Source organism: Paenibacillus sp. yr247, from assembly GCF_900103825.1.
In the GTDB taxonomy this organism is placed as follows: Bacteria; Bacillota; Bacilli; order Paenibacillales; family NBRC-103111; genus Paenibacillus_E.
In genome coordinates this window covers 405,251-422,237 of sequence record NZ_FNIF01000002.1, presented here as the reverse complement: position 1 = coordinate 422,237, position 16,987 = coordinate 405,251, and the positions used below count along the sequence as shown (strand labels likewise).

The 16,987-nt window shown below is 46.8% G+C and carries 15 protein-coding genes and 1 riboswitch; of the genes, 8 read left to right on the top strand and 7 right to left on the bottom strand.

Translation table 11 applies throughout. From position 1 onward, the window contains the following. Window positions 1-3 precede the first annotated feature (3 nt). Window positions 4-1,284 carry an anti-sigma factor domain-containing protein gene (locus BLT91_RS06650; RefSeq protein ID WP_090818418.1) on the top strand — a complete coding sequence of 427 codons (1,281 nt, stop codon included), beginning with the start codon at window positions 4-6 and terminating at the stop codon, window positions 1,282-1,284. Window positions 1,285-1,652: 368 nt separating this feature from the next. Here BLT91_RS06650 and BLT91_RS06640 read toward each other — a convergent pair whose 3' ends face one another. After that, complete coding sequence (locus BLT91_RS06640) at window positions 1,653-1,808, bottom strand: PepSY domain-containing protein (protein WP_175532122.1); 156 nt, start codon at window positions 1,806-1,808, stop codon at window positions 1,653-1,655. A gap of 247 nt (window positions 1,809-2,055) precedes the next feature. On the opposite strand from BLT91_RS06640, the gene BLT91_RS06635 reads away from it, so the two are divergent. Both BLT91_RS06635 and BLT91_RS06630 read left to right on the top strand, forming a co-directional pair. Beyond that, on the top strand, window positions 2,056-3,069 hold the full coding sequence (locus tag BLT91_RS06635) for an aldo/keto reductase (RefSeq protein ID WP_090818409.1): 1,014 nt from the start codon (window positions 2,056-2,058) through the stop codon (window positions 3,067-3,069). 39 nt (window positions 3,070-3,108) lie between these two features. Then, entirely contained in the window at window positions 3,109-4,617 is a 1,509-nt protein-coding gene (locus tag BLT91_RS06630; protein WP_090818407.1) for a leucyl aminopeptidase, read from the top strand. 122 nt (window positions 4,618-4,739) lie between these two features. Here BLT91_RS06630 and BLT91_RS06625 read toward each other — a convergent pair whose 3' ends face one another. Further along, window positions 4,740-5,297, bottom strand: a complete 558-nt coding sequence (locus BLT91_RS06625; RefSeq protein WP_090818404.1) for a hypothetical protein — start codon at window positions 5,295-5,297, stop codon at window positions 4,740-4,742. A gap of 131 nt (window positions 5,298-5,428) precedes the next feature. Between BLT91_RS06625 and BLT91_RS06620 the strand changes: the two genes are divergently transcribed. Next, a complete protein-coding gene (locus tag BLT91_RS06620) occupies window positions 5,429-6,703 on the top strand; it encodes an MFS transporter (protein ID WP_254776813.1) in 1,275 nt (424 codons plus the stop codon). After that, window positions 6,704-7,627, top strand: a complete 924-nt coding sequence (locus tag BLT91_RS06615) for a Gfo/Idh/MocA family protein (protein WP_090818397.1) — start codon at window positions 6,704-6,706, stop codon at window positions 7,625-7,627. Window positions 7,628-7,981: 354 nt separating this feature from the next. On the opposite strand, the gene gcvPB is transcribed toward BLT91_RS06615, so the two are convergent. The 3 genes from gcvPB to gcvT are packed head-to-tail and all read right to left on the bottom strand — an operon-like array spanning window position 7,982 to window position 11,945. Further along, window positions 7,982-9,463, bottom strand: a complete 1,482-nt coding sequence (gcvPB, locus tag BLT91_RS06610; protein ID WP_302847463.1) for an aminomethyl-transferring glycine dehydrogenase subunit GcvPB — start codon at window positions 9,461-9,463, stop codon at window positions 7,982-7,984. Beyond that, the gene (gene gcvPA, locus BLT91_RS06605; RefSeq protein WP_090818394.1) at window positions 9,460-10,815 is read right to left on the bottom strand and encodes an aminomethyl-transferring glycine dehydrogenase subunit GcvPA; all 1,356 of its coding nucleotides are present in this window, start codon (window positions 10,813-10,815) and stop codon (window positions 9,460-9,462) included. The genes gcvPB and gcvPA overlap by 4 nt, the downstream gene beginning before the upstream one ends. A 35-nt stretch (window positions 10,816-10,850) precedes the next feature. Further along, entirely contained in the window at window positions 10,851-11,945 is a 1,095-nt protein-coding gene (gcvT, locus tag BLT91_RS06600; RefSeq protein ID WP_090818391.1) for a glycine cleavage system aminomethyltransferase GcvT, read from the bottom strand. 210 nt (window positions 11,946-12,155) lie between these two features. Continuing rightward, window positions 12,156-12,252: riboswitch (glycine riboswitch) on the bottom strand. 198 nt (window positions 12,253-12,450) lie between these two features. Between gcvT and gcvH the strand changes: the two genes are divergently transcribed. Both gcvH and BLT91_RS06590 read left to right on the top strand, forming a co-directional pair. Beyond that, window positions 12,451-12,843 (top strand): glycine cleavage system protein GcvH, encoded by a 393-nt coding sequence (gcvH, locus tag BLT91_RS06595; protein WP_090818389.1) that lies wholly within the window; start codon window positions 12,451-12,453, stop codon window positions 12,841-12,843. Window positions 12,844-12,980: 137 nt separating this feature from the next. After that, window positions 12,981-13,574 carry a sulfite oxidase-like oxidoreductase gene (locus tag BLT91_RS06590; RefSeq protein WP_090818385.1) on the top strand — a complete coding sequence of 198 codons (594 nt, stop codon included), beginning with the start codon at window positions 12,981-12,983 and terminating at the stop codon, window positions 13,572-13,574. Between the two features lie 250 nt (window positions 13,575-13,824). Here the strand turns inward: BLT91_RS06590 and BLT91_RS06585 are convergent, their stop codons facing one another. Together BLT91_RS06585 and BLT91_RS06580 are read right to left on the bottom strand one after the other, a co-directional pair. Continuing rightward, window positions 13,825-14,586, bottom strand: a complete 762-nt coding sequence (locus tag BLT91_RS06585; protein ID WP_090818382.1) for a spermidine synthase — start codon at window positions 14,584-14,586, stop codon at window positions 13,825-13,827. A 214-nt stretch (window positions 14,587-14,800) separates the two neighbouring features. Next, a complete protein-coding gene (locus BLT91_RS06580; protein WP_090818378.1) occupies window positions 14,801-15,232 on the bottom strand; it encodes a VOC family protein in 432 nt (143 codons plus the stop codon). 313 nt (window positions 15,233-15,545) lie between these two features. Here BLT91_RS06580 and BLT91_RS06575 point away from each other — a divergent pair, with 313 nt between their 5' ends. After that, complete coding sequence (locus BLT91_RS06575; protein ID WP_141224937.1) at window positions 15,546-16,883, top strand: redoxin domain-containing protein; 1,338 nt, start codon at window positions 15,546-15,548, stop codon at window positions 16,881-16,883. Window positions 16,884-16,987: the final 104 nt, after the last annotated feature.

The window sequence follows — 16,987 nt, the reverse complement described above, 5'->3', positions numbered from 1 at the left end:
CGTATGAACAAGGGGATCGTCATGGAATTAAGCGAGAGTTCCATTATTGTCATGAATCCAGAGGGTCGGTTCGAGAAGCTTCCAAGGGGAACACGGAATTGTGAAGTTGGTGAAGAGATACTGTTTGCACCTGTGAAGCGGCGTTTGCGAATACCGCAAATGGCTATTTTATCAGGATTGGCGGCCGCAATCGTATTATGCTTTGTCTTAGTATCAACGCTGACAGGAACCATTCCAGGTAGCCAAGTGGTTGCCTACGTAACTATAGATATCAATCCTAGTGTAGAGATTGGTATTGATAACGATGAAGTTGTTCTGGATTTAAAAGGGCTAAATCAAGATGGTGAGGACTTAATTCGAACGTTAGTCTTCAAGGGGAAGTCGTTAGAAGCGATCACATCCGAAATTCTTGATAAAGCCGAGCAGGGAGCACTTGCTAAGGGTGAAGGGGATATCATAATCAGCTCTACAGTCGTGGGACAACAGACGGTTGTGAACGATGAGGCGATTGCTGCCAAGCTGAAAGAGCAGGTCAGCAAGCATATTGTGCAAACCCATCCGGATCAAGTGAAAAATTATGAGGTGACTGCGTTCGCTGCACCGCAAGAAGTGAGACAAGAGGCGTTAGCTAGCGGTGTATCTGCCGGGAAATATGCAATTTATCTCAATGCGGTAGACAATGGTGCGAAAGTATCCTTAGATGATATTAAAAGCGTATCGATTCATCAGTTAGCCAAGGATAACGGCGGAATTGATAAGCTGGTAAAACCGGATAAGCCGATTGATAAGTCGTCTCTGCAAAGACTTATCGCAGATGAAAAATCCGGTAAACTCAGCGAAAAAATTCAGCAAATTCAAAACGAAAAACTGACCAAAGAAAAGAACAACGATAATAATGGCAAGAACGATAAAAATAACAACAATAATAAGAACGGTAAGAATGATAACAGTGGCAAGACTAATGTGAAGCCAACAACGGCAACGCCTTCAAAGAATGACAAGAACGACAACAAGAACGACAAAAATGGCAAGAACGATAATAATAATAATAATGATGACAATAAATCAACGCCCAGGCCTGACCATCGGGACGACAAAAATGAGAATGATTCAAAGTCATCGACAAAGCCAAGAGGAACGCCCAAGCCGGTAATTTCCGGCATGCCGACTGTTAGACCATTCATAAGGCCAACACCAAAGTCGGAGAATGATAAAAGCTCCGACTCTCGTTGGAATTGGGGTGTTCGGAATACAGATTCAAAGAACAATAATAATGACGATTGAAGAATGAAGAGTCTTAAAAACGAAGATAAAACGAGCACCCCGGCTACACTTCTACATGAAGTTGCCTCTGGGGTGCTTGTTTTTTATTTATTCGGTAGAACTCATTGAAGGAGCTTGTGTTGGTAGGGGGAATTGGTAGGTGCGGGAAGAGCTTTTACTTTTTCGGCGCGACTTAGCCTTGAACTGCCAGATGACCAAGCCCGTAATCATTAGGAATAAGGGCATCATGCCTATGATGAAGCTCGCGATTTTTATCGGTTCCCCCCCAAGTCGCAGAGTGCAGGCCTTTTTTCCAGGGGCTATAGAATGCCATTGGGGCATTGTCTCGCTCGGGTCCTACAGGCCCAAGTACATGGGCGGTACCCGGATCAACATAAACATATAGCCTGATAAAGCTGGGGGTGAATCCATTTCTCTACCTCATTTTCAATGACAAGCAGGCTGCCTGTCGTACAGATGACGACAATGAATAAGCCTAGCAGTAAACTTACCCATAGATGAATTTTTAATAATGATTTACGCACATTAGTTCCTCTTGCATACATTGAGAATGATTATCAAAATCATGAACACGATTAGAATGATTTTAATAATCACTTTCACTGTCAATACATTTGTTAATAATCAGGTTACGTTAGAGTCAATGAATAAAATGGTGACGATTACAATACAATCAACTGTTTTATGGAAAGTAGGACTGAGTTGTAATACAATAGTTGCAAGTGCAATTATTTATTAACTCGCTCGCTTAATTGGAAGGGAGATATTGCTTTGAGATATTCGAAGTTCGGTAAATCTGGCTTCAACGTATCGTCACTTGGATTTGGTGCTATGAATCTGCCAGGTGTACCACTAGAGCAGGCAAGAGAAGCGTTGAACTATGCCTTGGACCACGGCATTAATTATATTGACACTGCAGCGGCATATCGGAACAGCGAGGAGATTATTGGCGAATGCATTTCGCATCGCAGGCAGGAGTATTTCTTAGCGACGAAGACAGGCGCGCGCGATTATGCTACGGCGAAAGCGGAGATTGAGCGAAGTTTGGTACGGATGAAAACGGACCATGTCGATTTATTGCAAATTCACTATGTGAACTATGTGAGTGAGTTTAAGAAGGCGATGGATATTGGCGGAGCGTATGAAGCTGCCCTTGAAGCTCAGCGGGAAGGGAAAGTACGATTCATTGGTATTTCCGGACACCGTCCCGATCTGCTTGCAAAATGGATTGCTACAGGGCAATTCTCACAAATTTTGTTTCATTTGAATTTGGCGCAGCCGTTTGCGCTCGATGAGCTTATCCCCAAAGCAACAGAGATGGATTTGATGAAAGTGGCGATGAAGCCTTTGTCCGGAGGGTTCATTCAACCGGTTGATCGGGCGATCCGCTATCCTTACAGTCAAGATGTGCATGTGACGATTTCGGGAATGGTCAGTATCAAGGAAGTGCAAGAAAACTTGGCTGCACAGGAGCTAGAAGTAGGGACCGAGGAGCGTCAGGAGCTAGAGCAATTGGCTATCCAACTCGGTCAGCATAATTGCAGACGCTGCAACTATTGTTCTTGCCCGCTTGAAATTTCCATTCCGGATGTCATGATTGCGAGTAGATTTAGAGAAAAATTCGGTTTGCTGCCCAAAGGTGATGGATTTTTCCAAAGACAAAAGGATAGAATAGTAGGCTGTGCAGACCATGACCCCTGCAAAGTGAAACCGCTTTGCGAAGATAAGTGTCCTTATCAGCTGCCTATGCAGTCGGTTGTTCAGAAGGCCGCATCTTATTATTAATTTGAAGAAACTAACTTGAAGAGCAGGGAGAAATTATCTATGTTTGTTAAGGTAACGAGTGTAACAACAGGTCTATTTACGTCATTGATGAATAATGAAACGGGGGCAGACGCAATCCTCGTCTGCCTAAGTGAAGCTGAGCTGCGTCAGGACGCTCTCCTCGGAGTGCCGCAGCTAGATCAGGCCCTTCAGCGCATGTGCGCAAAGGGCCTATTCACTGGCGCCTCAGGCGAACTCGAGGCGCTGCCAACCCACGGGCTGCTGCCGTACGCGTACGTGCTGATTGCGGGGCTCGGCCCCGCAGCGTCACGCGATACGCTGCGCGCAGCCGCAGTATTTGCAGCGCGCGAGTCCCTCGCGCTGCAGCTCGAAAGCTTGGCGCTGAAGCTGCCAAGCGGGTTCGACAGCCGGTCAGCCGCCTCGGCGCTGACCGAAGGGCTGCTCCTCGGTACATACCGCATCGCGGCGTACCGCAAGAACGAGCCAGCGCGCGCGGAGCTGCGCCAGGCGGTGTTGCTTACAGAAGCGGCTGCGGATGCAGCGCTTCTGGAGGGGGTGATCGCAGCCGCTGAGGCGGTTGCGGAGGGCACGAACTATGCCCGGGATCTCACGAACCTCCCGGGCAATAAGCTCGTCCCGGCTACCCTCGCAGCGGAAGCCGTTCGGCTCGCCCAGCACTATGGCTTCGCCTGCGAAGTGCTGGATGAGCACGAGATTGCCGCCCGCGGGATGGGCGGACTTACCGCGGTTGGCGCGGGCAGCGTCAACCCAGCGCGCATGATCACCCTGCAGTATAAGGGTGATCCAGACTCCGCCGACGTGTTGGGCCTTGTCGGCAAGGGCGTGACCTTCGATACCGGCGGTATCTCGATGAAAAGACCCGATGGCATGGAAGAGATGATCAGTGATATGGGCGGAGCCGCAACACTGCTTGGAGCCCTGCATGTCGTCGGTCAACTGAAGCCGAAAGTGAACCTGGTCGTGGTCATTCCGGCGGCGGAGAACATGACGTCTGGTTCTGCCTATCGTCCCGGCGATATCGTGACGATGCTAAGCGGACATTCCGTGGAAGTGCTGAATACAGACGCGGAAGGCCGTATTATATTGGCGGAGGGGATAACCTACGCAAAGCAGCTGGGAGCGAATCGCCTGATTGATGTAGCCACATTAACAGGGGCTATTTTAATCTCCTTCGCCGATGTGGCGACTGGCGCTGTTACGAACGATGATGAGTTTTTAAAACCGCTGCTCCAAGCAGCTTCGGCGGCTGGAGAAAAAGTCTGGCAGCTGCCAAACTATCCAGAGTATCGCGCTATGCTGAAGAGTGATGTTGCCGATATCAAGAATTCGACTTCATCGGATCGCTGGGCAGGCGCTATTACAGCAGGTCTGTTCATCGGCTACTTCGCCGAAGAAACGCCGTGGATCCATCTTGATACGGGCGGCACCGCTTGGTTATGGTCAGCGAAGGGCATTGAGCCCAAAGGTGCAACAGGAGTCATGGTCCGTACACTTGCCGCTTACTTGTGTGGCGAAGAACTGAAATAGGTTTACACAAAAAATCACCCGTCTTCGAGTTATCGTCGGCCTGCCTATTCATGGCAGGCCTTTAACTCAAGGCTGGGTGATTTTTATTTGTTAAAGATTTATACTTAGTAGACTTTTTCTTCTTAGGCGCCGACACTTTGTCTGTTTGAAGACGGTTGTGCAATCGGTCTTTGGAGCAACTCTTTCACGTCGGACATCTGAATGACCAGACGGTTGATTTCATTGGTTGTATAAGAGAGCTGCTCGGTGCGCTGCTCAAGTTGAGCTAAGGAAATGCCGACCCAATTTTTTTTGCTTCGATGTGGGAATAGATCGTATTTTAGCACCGTCATTGTGGCTGCGAATGGATCTGGTTTGATATAAACATCTTTCATGATATCATCCAGATTGAAAAAGAGATTCCCACGTTTCCACTTTATATAACCTGGTTCAAACAAGATAACAAGAAAATCGGAATCGGCCTTCTCCTTGTTCTCCATTGTAATTAGTCGGACAGCACCTTTGGACTGATTCGGCTTAATAAACTGATTAGACCGAATATCGGGAAGAAAAGGAACAATGAGAAGCGGACATACACTGGCAATATACAAATAAGTTGTTGACTGAAACACAAGAGAGAGTACAATAAAGGTCAAAAAGAGTAATGAGCTTGTGATAAGACCAAAATGGTTAGGTTTCATAGTAATTCGATGATCCCGCCTGACATGATAGATTAGGTAGTCAGTCCTATTTTACCATAAGTGCCCTATACCTTGTAAACTATTAGAACATTCACTCAACATTAGAATTACAAATGGAGGCGAGTAAACTTATGAAATTTCTGGACAATTTGCGGAAACCCAGGAAAAGAATGTCCTTTTACCGAAAAAGTCTGCTCGTAGCAACGCTGGAGGGTTTTCCGGCTGTTATTATTTTTCAGCTGCTAGGCGGTCCTTTCCTAACTGGTTATTTGCTGTATTTGGGCGCGACTTCAACTGAGATTGGATTCGTTTTGGCGGTTACAACCGTCGTCAATATCATTCAAATTGGTATGGCTGTTGTGATGCAAAAATTCAGGAACCGTAAACGGATGCTGCTTATTTTCGCTTCTGCTCACCGCTTGTTATGGACTTCTGTAGGGCTAATTCCTTTTCTTTTTCCCAAAGATCTGTGGGTTGTCATGTATATCGTGCTGTATACGGTTGCCCATCTAGGAAATGCCGCGGGTGGAATCGTGTGGACTTCTCTCATAAGTGATGCCGTGCCGGGTCCGGTTCGAGGGCGATATTTCGGGCTGCGAAATACGATATTGGGCGGGGTAAGTTCACTTGCTCTCTTTATTGGCGGACAAATTTTGGACCGTTATCCTGGTGGGCAAGGCTTTAACTATTTATTTATCATATGCAGTGTTTGTGTGGTCTTAAATATTCTTGCTTTCTTTTTATATCCGAATCCCCCCTTCGAGCCATCCACGGCATCAAATCCGGTAGGGATGATTGGGAAGCCTTTGAAAGATCGCGCTTTTCTTAAAGCGATTCTCTTTTTAGCCGTGTTTTTATTCGTTCAAGGGGTGACAGTGCCGCTTTTCTCTTATGTTATGCTTAAGCTGATGAAAATTAATTATGAAACGGTCTCCTTAATTACTGTCGTTCATACTCTTGTCATGATGGGCAGCTACTATGTATGGGGTAATTTGAATACGCGTCATAGTGCCCAGACCTTGCTGTTATGGTCCTTACCGATTATTGCACTAGCTTGTTTATTATGGGGAGCGATTGCTGTTATTCCTGCGATTGTAGTTCTGTATGCCGTACATATCGTTCTCGGAGTTGGGCTGGGCGGGTTTAACCAGATGGTATTTACATTTACCATTGGCGACACACCGAAAAGTGAACGTCCCATGTATATCGCGACTTATTCAGCGATCACCGGCTTTGCCGCTTTCTTGGGGCCGATTTTTGGCGGAAAAGTATATGCCTTACTTACGGATGCCCCGATGTGGGTACAAATATATGGTATCTCTACGCTGGTAGGCGTTGTTTTACTTGTACTTGGGTTGTTGGTTGGACGTTTAGTGTTGGGAAAAGAAATAAGGAGTGAAGTATAATTGACCAGAAAAAGAATTGGAATCATCGGTTTAGGTGATATTGCGCAAAAGGTTTATTTGCCTCTTTTGTCAGTAAACGAACAAGTGGAAGTCGTAGGAATCATGAGTTCCACACCGGCAACGGTTGAAAAGATAAAAGAAAAGTATCGCATCCCGTTCGGGACAACGAATTTGAATGAGCTTCTGGCACAGGAATTGGATGCTGTTTTCGTACATAGTCCGACACCTAGCCATTACGATATTGCTATGAAAAGCATAGAGCATGGTATAGCTGTCTATGTAGATAAGCCGTTATCTTACGATTGGACACAATCCGCCCAGATGGCTTCTTATGCAGAGCGAAAAGGCGTTCTGCTGGCAGCCGGGTTTAATCGCAGATTTGCTCCCCTATATATCGAAGCTAAGCAATGGCTGCAGGAAGCTGGCGGCTTCGATTGGTGTTCAGCGGTCAAGCATCGCATCAAGCAGCAAGGTCATAGCGCCAAAGAGACGCTTTATGATGACCTGATCCACATGCTGGACCTTTTGTTATGGATCGGAGAAAGCCCGTATGAAGTGAGTACATCTAGCCAACAAGTCGATGAAGCAGGCAAACTGCTCCACGCGTCAGGGACGTTAGCATTCGGATCTTCGCTAGGTACATATAGTATGGTTAGACTAGCAGGTGTTGATTTGGAAAAAGTGGAGCTGCACGGCAGCGGCCGATCGGTAGAAGTAACGAATCTAGATTCCGCAGTCTTTTATGAAAAAGGTGCCGCACCGCGCATACGTTCCTTCGGAAGCTGGGACACCGTGCTTGAAAGAAGGGGCTTCGCTGGCGTTGTTCAGCATTTTCTGAATAGCTTGGACAATCCGAATGCATGCAGCATCCGTGGAGACCTTGTTCTAGAGTCTCATCAGTTAGTGGAACGATTATCGGTGTAAAACGAGCAAGGCGCATAATCCCTGAACAAAAAATGCATAACCGACGATCCCCTCTACCTTTCTAATCGCTCCATTGCATTTTGTACATTAGAATTAAACTCGTTAGGCGAATATAAAGCATTCTATTGCATTTTCTACAATAGAATGTCTCTAAACCCAACTACAAAGGTATTACACGTTAAATTCATTGTACAGAATGCAATGCAGCTCTTTTAGGCAGCTACTTTAGGAGATTCCATTGTACATGATGCAACAGAATTCATTCCACCTAACTTATTCCTATCTCATAAACAGCAAAACCCGCCATTCCAGCTGAAACAGCTGAAGTGGCGGGTTTATTTTGTGTTTGATTGTTTACCCGCAGGAGCAATTCAAGACAGGCTTGCGAGCAGCAAGGGCTTCGTCCATGCGGCTGACGACGGTGGTGTAAGGAGCGTTTTTGACAAGATCCGGGTTTTCTTCGACTTCTTTGGAGATGGCGATCATGGTATCGATGAATTCGTCCAAGGTTTGTTTACTTTCCGTCTCGGTCGGCTCGATCATGATGCATTCTTCAACGTTGAGCGGGAAGTAGATCGTCGGCGGATGATAGCCGAAATCGAGCAATCTTTTGGCGATATCGAGGGTACGCACACCAAGCTTCTTCTGACGGTTGCCAGACAGCACGAATTCGTGCTTACAGAAGCGGGGATGCGGCACATCGAAGTAAGGCGTCAGTCTGGCAAGCATATAGTTAGCGTTTAGAACGGCGTACTCGGATACTTTCCTCAAGCCTTCAGGACCGAGTGTCCGGATGTAGGTGTATGCGCGGACGAGGATGCCGAAGTTGCCGTAGTAGCCTTTGACGCGGCCGATCGTTTGCGGATAGTTGTAGTCAAAATAAAAGCTGCCATCTTCGCGCTTAGCCACGAGCGGCGTAGGCAAGAACGGGATTAGCTTTTCTTTGACGCCGACTGGGCCAGCTCCGGGTCCGCCGCCTCCATGCGGAGTGCTCATTGTTTTGTGCAGGTTGAGATGCACGACGTCGAAGCCCATGTCTCCAGGACGCGTGATGCCCATAATGGCGTTAGCGTTAGCGCCATCGTAGTAGAGCAGTCCGCCGGCAGCATGCACAATCTCGGCGATTTCGACGATTTGTTCTTCGAACAAGCCGAGTGTGTTCGGATTCGTGAGCATCAGTGCAGCGGTATCTGGGCCGACTGCCTTGCGAAGCTCATCCAGATTCACGAGACCGCGTTCGTTAGACTTGATCGTAATGGTTTCGAAACCGGCCACGGTCGCGCTGGCAGGATTGGTGCCGTGTGCGGAGTCGGGACAGATGACCTTGGTCCGTTTCTCGCCGCGGCTCTCGTGATAGGAGCGGATCATCATGAGTCCGGTCCATTCACCATGCGCCCCAGCTGCAGGCTGCAGGGTTACGCGATCCATGCCGGTAATCGCTTCAAGGTCATTTTGGAGGTTATAGAGCAGCTCCAATGCGCCTTGCAGTGATTCTTCCGGTTGGTACGGATGTATTTTGGCGAAGCCTGGGAACCGGGCCACATCTTCGTTAATTTTTGGGTTGTATTTCATCGTACACGAGCCAAGCGGATAGAAGCCGTTGTCGATACCGAAGTTGCGGCGGGAAAGGGCTGTATAGTGACGGATGACGTCAACTTCATACACTTCGGGCAGTTCGGGTGCATTTTTGCGCCCAAACTTAGCAGGTAGAGCATCGTTTAAGCTAATCTCAGGTACATCTGATTCAGGTAAAGCATAGGCGACACGACCAGGGTGGCTCATTTCGAAAATGAGCGCTTTGCCGTCTGATTTCACGTTCATGTTGTTTTCGCTCATACGAGTTCCTCCAGTGCATCTGCGAAGGCATCGATATCTTCGCGCGTTCTTTGCTCAGTGACGGCAATTAGCATATGGCCGGCGAGTTCGGGGTAGTCGCGGCCGAGATCGTAGCCGCCGATGATGTTATGCTGCAGGAGCTTACTATTCAGCTCCTGTATATTCGTGCCGTTCGGCAGCTTGACGGCGAATTCATTGAAGTAGCTGCCTGTGAGCGGAAGCGTGAGCTTGCCCGAAGCGGTGAGACGTTTCGCCGCGTAGTGGGCTTTCTGGACGTTAAGCTTGCCAACGTCTTGAATGCCTTGCTTGCCCATCGTGGACAAGTACACGGATGCGCAGAGCGCGAGAAGCGCTTGGTTGGAGCAGATGTTCGACGTGGCTTTCTCACGTCGGATGTGCTGCTCCCGCGCTTGTAGCGTAAGGACGAAGCCGCGCTTGCCGGCGCGGTCGACGGTTTGTCCGACGATGCGTCCCGGCATGCGGCGCATCCAGCTTTCGGCGACGGCGAAGTAGCCGCACGTCGGCCCGCCCAGCGCAGCAGGGATGCCGAGCGGCTGGCAGTCGCCAACGACAATGTCAGCGCCGAGCTTGCCCGGCGCTTCTAGCAGACCGAGCGTGAGCGGATTCGCGCTCACGACGAGCAGTGCGCCCGCGCCGTGCGCGAGGGGCTCCGCTGCCGCTAAATCCTCCAAGCAGCCGAAGAAATTCGGCGATTGGAGGATGACAGCGGCTGCGTCGTCGCTGAGCTTGGAAGTAAGGTCCTCGAAGTCGGTCACGCCCTCAGGCGTGAGTCCGATCTCGACCACTTCCAAGTTCAGCCCGCGGGCGGTCGTGCGAAGGATGGCGCGCGCCTCCGGGTGCACCGCGCGTGACACAAGCAGACGGCTGCGTTTCGTCGCGCCGCTGGCTAGGGCGCCGGCTTCGGCCAGCGCCGTTGCGCCATCGTACATCGAGGCGTTCGCAACGGCCATGCCGGTGAGCTCACAGATGTACGACTGAAATTCGAATATCGCCTGCAGCTCACCTTGGCTGATTTCCGGTTGATAGGGCGTATACGCGGTGTAGAACTCTGACCGTGAAATGACATGATTGATCACCACCGGAAGGTGATGATCGTAGATGCCAGCGCCTAGGAAGCTGGCATACCGGTCAAAGTCGGCATTGCGACCCGCCAAACCGCGCATATAACGCAGCAGTCCTTGCTCATCCAGCGCCTTCGATACGTTCAATTCGCCTTGAAAGCGAACCTTTTGCGGTATATCTTGAAACATCTCCTCCATGGATGAGATGCCTATTGTCTCCAGCATTTCTTTCTGATCCTGCTCTGTAATTGGTAAATAGCGGTGCTTCATAACGTCGGTTTGCTCCTCTCTTGAGATGTATGAATTTACGGTTTTCTTTTATAAAAAGGGGTGGCAACGACTTTAGCTCTTACTTGTGCCCCTCTAATTTCCACATTCACTTCCGTACCCAGCGCACTGTAAGCTGAATCGATTAAAGCCAAGCCAACGTTCGTTTTGAAAGTAGGAGATTGCGTCCCTGTTGTGACTTCACCGATCTGTTTACCGTCAGTAGTGAAGACAGCATAATGCGGACGCGGGATACCGCGTTCAAGCATTTCGATGCCGACGAGCTTGCGAGGCGTACCATTTGCCTTTTGCCCAGCGATCACGTCACGACCTATGAAATCTCCTTTATCCAGCTTCACAAAAAAGGAAAGTCCAGCCTCTAGCGGCGTAATATCTTTGGAGAGCTCTTGCCCGTACAGGGGGAGACGAGCTTCAAAACGCAGCGTATCGCGAGCGCCTAAGCCGGCTGGTATAAGACCATGTTCTTGGCCTGCCTCCAGAAGCAGTTTCCACAGCTTCACAGCATCCTTTTGATCGATATAGAGCTCGAAGCCGTCTTCCCCTGTGTAGCCTGTGCGCGATAAGAGTGCGTTAATACCTGCAACATTCGCCTCGGATAGGAATCGAAACGTTTTCAAGGACTGGATTGGTGCGTCTGTTACTTTAGCCAAAATCTGTTCCGCATGTGGTCCCTGCAAAGCAAGCATCGCTGTTTCCTCAGAAATGTTTGTGAGTTCCACACGGCCTGTGAGGTTTTGCAGCATCCAATTCACATCTTTATCGATATTGGAAGCATTGATAACCAGCATGTAGTCGTTGTCGCCCAACTTGTAAACGAGCAGATCGTCCACAACGCCCCCATTCGGATAGCACATGAGGCTATATTGGCATTGACCTGCTTCCAGCTTGGACACATCGTTCGTCGTTATTTTTTGTAAAAAAGAGAGGGCGTCATCTCCGCTTACCCTGACTTCGCCCATATGGGACACGTCAAATAGTCCGGCCTGCTGCCTGACGGCGTCGTGCTCTTTTTGAATACCAGCGAACTGCACGGGCAGCTCCCAGCCTCCAAAATCAATGACTCGCGCTCCATGCTCCGCATAAATCGGGAAGAGCGGTGTTCGTTTTAACATGCTCGTATCCTCACCTTCGATCCACATTTTGTACTACAGGTATTTTGCCCAAAAAATGCAAAAAAAGAGCAAAACGTATGCAACACAAACATACCTTTTGCCCTGTCCTTTTTACCTGAGAGTTACCTCTTCGGACTTCGAGGTCCGTCAAGTTTCCCCTTGGGTGTCCGATTTTCCGCCATTGCGGCAAATCGAAGCTCTCCAGAGTTGCGTCCGATACAGGTCCTTTTGCCTGAGAGATTCACCACTGCTGGGCTTACTCCTTCGGCGCCGCGAGCTTAACTGCGGTCTCTCCCTATACCATCATTCGCCAATATTCAATTTATTTTATGATATTAATATTTGCCCAGATGGTGTTGATTGTCAACTGCAATTTTTCTAAAAAGAGAGGTGGAGAATCGAGTCTGGCTTCGTTGGGTAAAATTTACTGTGTGAGCCTTGACTTTGATGTTCCCCTTAGATTAAGCTAAAAGCAAAATTTGCTGGTAAGCGAGGCGTAAAAACGATGAGTGAAGTACAAGCCAATTTGTTATACACCAAAGAGCATGAGTGGGTAGAGAAGCTGTCGGATACAATTGTTCGCGTAGGTATTACTGATTTTGCCCAAGATCAATTGGGTGATATTGTGTTTGTGGAGCTTCCCAAAACCGGATCATCCGTTACAGCGAATGAAAGCATTGGGAGTGTGGAATCGGTTAAAACGGTTTCAGATATTTTCTCCCCAATCTCGGGTAAAGTGACTGCTGTAAATAGTACGTTGGAAAGTTCACCTGAGCTGGTGAATAGTGCGCCTTTCGGTGAGGGCTGGATGGTCGAGGTTGAAGTTTCTGGTGCTGATGCATTGGAAGGCTTGCTTACCCCAGCTGAATATGCTTCTTATATCGGAAACGACCAATAAGGAGAGACTTTGGTCTCCAACCAAAGATCCCTTAAAAAGGAGAGACTTTGGTCTCCAACCAAAGATCCCTTAAAAAGGAGAGACTTTGGTCTCCAACCAAAGATCCCTATATATGGTTCTAGGAATGGAGGTTTTCCATGTTTTTTGGGCAAAAGCCGCAGGAACCGAATGATCGTGTTCCCCCTGGGCAAACGCTAACGCAAGGCTGGCCGGTGCTACATTATGGATCCGTGCCTTTTTATAATGATATGAGCAAATGGGATTTGCGTGTCTTTGGCCTGGTCGAGGAAGAATTCAAGATCTCCTATAAAGACTTCATGGCGCTTCCGCGTAAAGAGTTCGCAAACGACATTCACTGCGTGACCACATGGTCCAAGCTGGACAATGTGTGGGAAGGCATTGCTGTAGCGGAGCTTATGAGCAAAGTGAAGCTGAAGCCGGAAGCCACTCATGTGATGCTGCATGCGGAGCATGGCTGGACGACGAATCTTCCGCTGGAAGACTTCCTACGTGAGACTTCTTTTCTCGGTATTAGGCACAATGGTGAGTTGTTGACCCCTGACCACGGGGCTCCGGTCCGTATGGTTGTCCCGCATCTATATTTCTGGAAAAGCGCGAAGTGGCTGCGCGGCATTGAGTTTATGCCGAAGGATAAGCCGGGCTTCTGGGAGCGGAATGGGTACCATATGTATGGAGATCCCTTCAAAGAGCAACGCTACGATTTTGATTAAAATCTAAATGGTTAAAGGCATGTTGCTAATGCAACATGCCTTTTTTCTTTTTATATCACTTAACTTTTTATTTATGGGCAGCTTGTATAATAAAAGGGGTATGGAAACTTGAATTATCAGATCTTTGTTTTCCGAATTATAGTAAAATTGAAAGAGAGTAATATTCATAAAATCCAGCTTAAATCGTATTTTTTCGAAGCTCGCAAAAATAAAATAGAATTATGGTCAAAGCTTGAATCAATTAATGGATTTATAGCATATTCTTGTGTGGATCACTATCCATAATGATATGTCCTTGTCCAAGCTTAATTTCAGTGAAGCCTGCCATTTGACGTGCTTGAAACCCGATTGGCTTATTTCTGCCGATAATAATCATATTTTGTATGTCCCTGGCGCCCTCTGACGGTAGTGAAAACGCTTTGGTAAAGGCGTATTCTTCGCTAAGAGTCGAATGAATGGCGTTAGTTAGCTTGTCATTTTCACCTTTGCCAAACAGATTCATAATGATTGCTCCCTGGGCATCGAGTTTTTCTCTGGTTAACCTGAAAAATTCTATAGATGTAAAATGCTGCGGGGTTCCCTTATCCGTGAAGGCATCCAAAACAATATAGTCATAAGTGTGTGGTTCTTCACTGCTGAGAATTTGACGACCATCACCAATGACCACATTATCCTTGCTGTACCCGAAGAAACGCTTACTTAACTCCACTACTTTGTCGTCGAGCTCGGCTACTTTAAATCGCTTCTCCGAAAAATGACCGGCAATTGTCCCAATCCCATGTCCGATAACAAATACGTCATCGAAAGCAGGGTTGTTAAACAACATTAAGTGGATAATTGCCCTCGGGTATTCAAACAAAATGCGGTCCGGATTATTCAAATCCATTGCACCTTGTATGGCCTCATTAGAAAATTGCATGACTCGAAATTTTCCTTTCTCGCCATATAACTCGAAAGTATCATAAACAGTTACCTCGTGTTTATTGCTGATCTCTTTAAACAATTGATGCAAGTCATTGATCTCCTATACGTTTTTTTATTTTGATACGCTAATTTTGCGGATTATGCTTGATAATCCTTACGCTGGGGTGAAGAATACTAGCTTAGCTGAAATGGTGCTTCAGGCCGCATCTGTGATGACAGAGTAGACTCTTTTTTGGTATTCATGAACGAAAAACGGCCCTTGTCGCAAAAGCAGCGAACAGAGCCGTTTTTAGCAAATAACTTTAATTCATGGATGTCCCCTCAGTGAAAATGTGGAAGGTTACACCAAACTTGTCGGTTACCAGTGCATAAGCCGGGCTAAAATGAGTCTCTTGGAGCGGCATCCCTACTGAACCGCCTTGCTTCAAGGCTTCATAAAATTGATTTGATTTTTCCTTGTCTTTCGTTGTTATACAGATGGTAACGTTATCTCCCTTTTGAAGGGGCTGACCTGGGAACGTATCGGAGAACATCAAGTGCGTTTCACCAACTTGTAACATGGCGTGTCCTAATCTGTCCTTTGCGTCTGACGGTAGAGGAAAATCCGGGTTTTCCGGCATCTCACCGAAAGTTTGGGTAAAGAGAACTTTGGCATCCAATGCTTTTACATAAAATTGAATTGCTTCCTTCGCATTTCCGTCCATCACTAGATAAGGGGTTAATCGTACTGTCATGATAAATCAGCTCCTTGGGTTCTAATTATTTTTATCATTGCTTTTAGGCTTACCTCTTATTATTATCACAAATAGATAAAAAAATAAAGAACATATGTTTGCGTTCCGATGGTTATCCTTATCCTTGATTTTTCCTCCTGTCAAAGATTGTCTTCCTAAGGATGAAATGACCCGCTAGGCTGTTGGACTAGAAATGGGTCATTTTTTGTCGGATTTTTAATATTTTTATCCGAAATATGGTAGCAATCCCCTTGGTTTTCAGCTAAACTGAAAACAGCGATATACGAATAATATGCAAAACTGAGGTGGCAGCATGGCTAAGAAAGGTTTATCTATAGGAAAAAAAGCAGCGCCATTTCGATTAGATTCTACGCAGGGAATCAGAGGACTGGAAGAGTTTAAGGGCAAGCCATTAGTTATTATTTTTTTGCGTGGGACATGGTGTCATAACTGCCAGAAACAGATGCCGGAGCTTAATGAGTATTATGAACGTTTTTTGGAAAAGGGCATCAATCTCATTGCCATTGCAGGTCAAAAGCTGGCCAACATTCAAGATTATGTGAATGCCAACGGCATTAAATTTCCGATTCTTTCGGATGAAACCAGACAAGTGATCAAAGCTTATGAGGTTTTCACGCCAATTAAATGGGACTCATTCCGAATTGCAATTCCAAGCACTTATATGATTGATGAAAACCAAACCATTCGATATTCCTATATTGGTGAGAATCAAGGTGACCGGCCATCTGCGAAAGAAATCTTAGAGGTCATAGACTCACTTTCTATTGTCTCTGATGATGCAAACTCACTTCAAGACGAGCTTCCTGTTTTCTTAGCTAACATGAAATCCACGCTTGAGCATGTGAATACTTCTGCAGCCTATGTGACGAAGAGTATAGAGAGCAATTTACATAATATTGAAGGATTAAAGAAAGCATCTCTAAGTAATTTTGAGCAATTAGAGGAATTCGTTAGTGATTATCAGAGGAAGTATGAGGAATTAAACCAATTTAGTCATCAGCTGAACACAACATCCCATGAATTCATGGAAATTCAGCAATTGAATGAACAATTGAGTCATAACATTCAAACGACGCGCGGATTAATGGATGAATTGATTAGCATGACGAATGTGGTCAATGAAATGAGTGACGTCATCTCCCAAATTTCCAGACAAACGAAAATTTTAGCCTTAAACGCATCTATTGAAGCCGCACGTGCTGGCGAGCATGGCAAGGGCTTCGCCGTTGTCGCTCAGGAAGTGAGCAAATTGGCTCATGGAACGGAGGAGTCCGCAGGTAATATCACGTCACAGCTTCAAGCCATTGATGAGAAAATCAATGAAAGTTTTTCGTCTTTTTCTACTTTTGAACAAACGATGAATACGGTTAGAGAGCGAATTTCGGTAAATTCCTCTCATATTCTTTCCATATCCGATGGGGTTAAGCTCATGGCTGACGGTACGCTCCAACTAGGTAACGAATTAAGTCATATCAAGGACAGCCAACATCATGCACAAAATGATTTAAGTAAAATTCAAGAAGTTGAAACGACCATAAACAATGAAGTCAATGAAATCATGCAGGATATGCATTATCATGTTGATCAACTGAATGCTTTGGATGAGAGAACGAAAAAGCCGAAAAAATGATCTCCAAAAGTGCACAGCATGGCGGTATACAGCGATCCATATCCTCATTACCAGTGTGAGGGTAGATCGCTTTTTCTGGTCATTGAACCAATCGCTTTATTAAA

What these genes read in the sequence shown, in the direction of transcription:
- BLT91_RS06650 (WP_090818418.1), top strand. Translation starts at nt 4, where the DNA reads ATGAACAAGGGGATCGTCATGGAATTAAGCGAGAGTTCCATTATTGTC.
- BLT91_RS06630 (WP_090818407.1), top strand. Translation starts at nt 3,109, where the DNA reads ATGTTTGTTAAGGTAACGAGTGTAACAACAGGTCTATTTACGTCATTG.
- BLT91_RS06625 (WP_090818404.1), bottom strand. Translation starts at nt 5,297, where the DNA reads ATGAAACCTAACCATTTTGGTCTTATCACAAGCTCATTACTCTTTTTG.
- BLT91_RS06620 (WP_254776813.1), top strand. Translation starts at nt 5,429, where the DNA reads ATGAAATTTCTGGACAATTTGCGGAAACCCAGGAAAAGAATGTCCTTT.
- gcvPB (WP_302847463.1), bottom strand. Translation starts at nt 9,463, where the DNA reads ATGAGCGAAAACAACATGAACGTGAAATCAGACGGCAAAGCGCTCATT.
- gcvPA (WP_090818394.1), bottom strand. Translation starts at nt 10,815, where the DNA reads ATGAAGCACCGCTATTTACCAATTACAGAGCAGGATCAGAAAGAAATG.
- gcvT (WP_090818391.1), bottom strand. Translation starts at nt 11,945, where the DNA reads ATGTTAAAACGAACACCGCTCTTCCCGATTTATGCGGAGCATGGAGCG.
- gcvH (WP_090818389.1), top strand. Translation starts at nt 12,451, where the DNA reads ATGAGTGAAGTACAAGCCAATTTGTTATACACCAAAGAGCATGAGTGG.
- BLT91_RS06590 (WP_090818385.1), top strand. Translation starts at nt 12,981, where the DNA reads ATGTTTTTTGGGCAAAAGCCGCAGGAACCGAATGATCGTGTTCCCCCT.
- BLT91_RS06580 (WP_090818378.1), bottom strand. Translation starts at nt 15,232, where the DNA reads ATGACAGTACGATTAACCCCTTATCTAGTGATGGACGGAAATGCGAAG.
- BLT91_RS06575 (WP_141224937.1), top strand. Translation starts at nt 15,546, where the DNA reads ATGGCTAAGAAAGGTTTATCTATAGGAAAAAAAGCAGCGCCATTTCGA.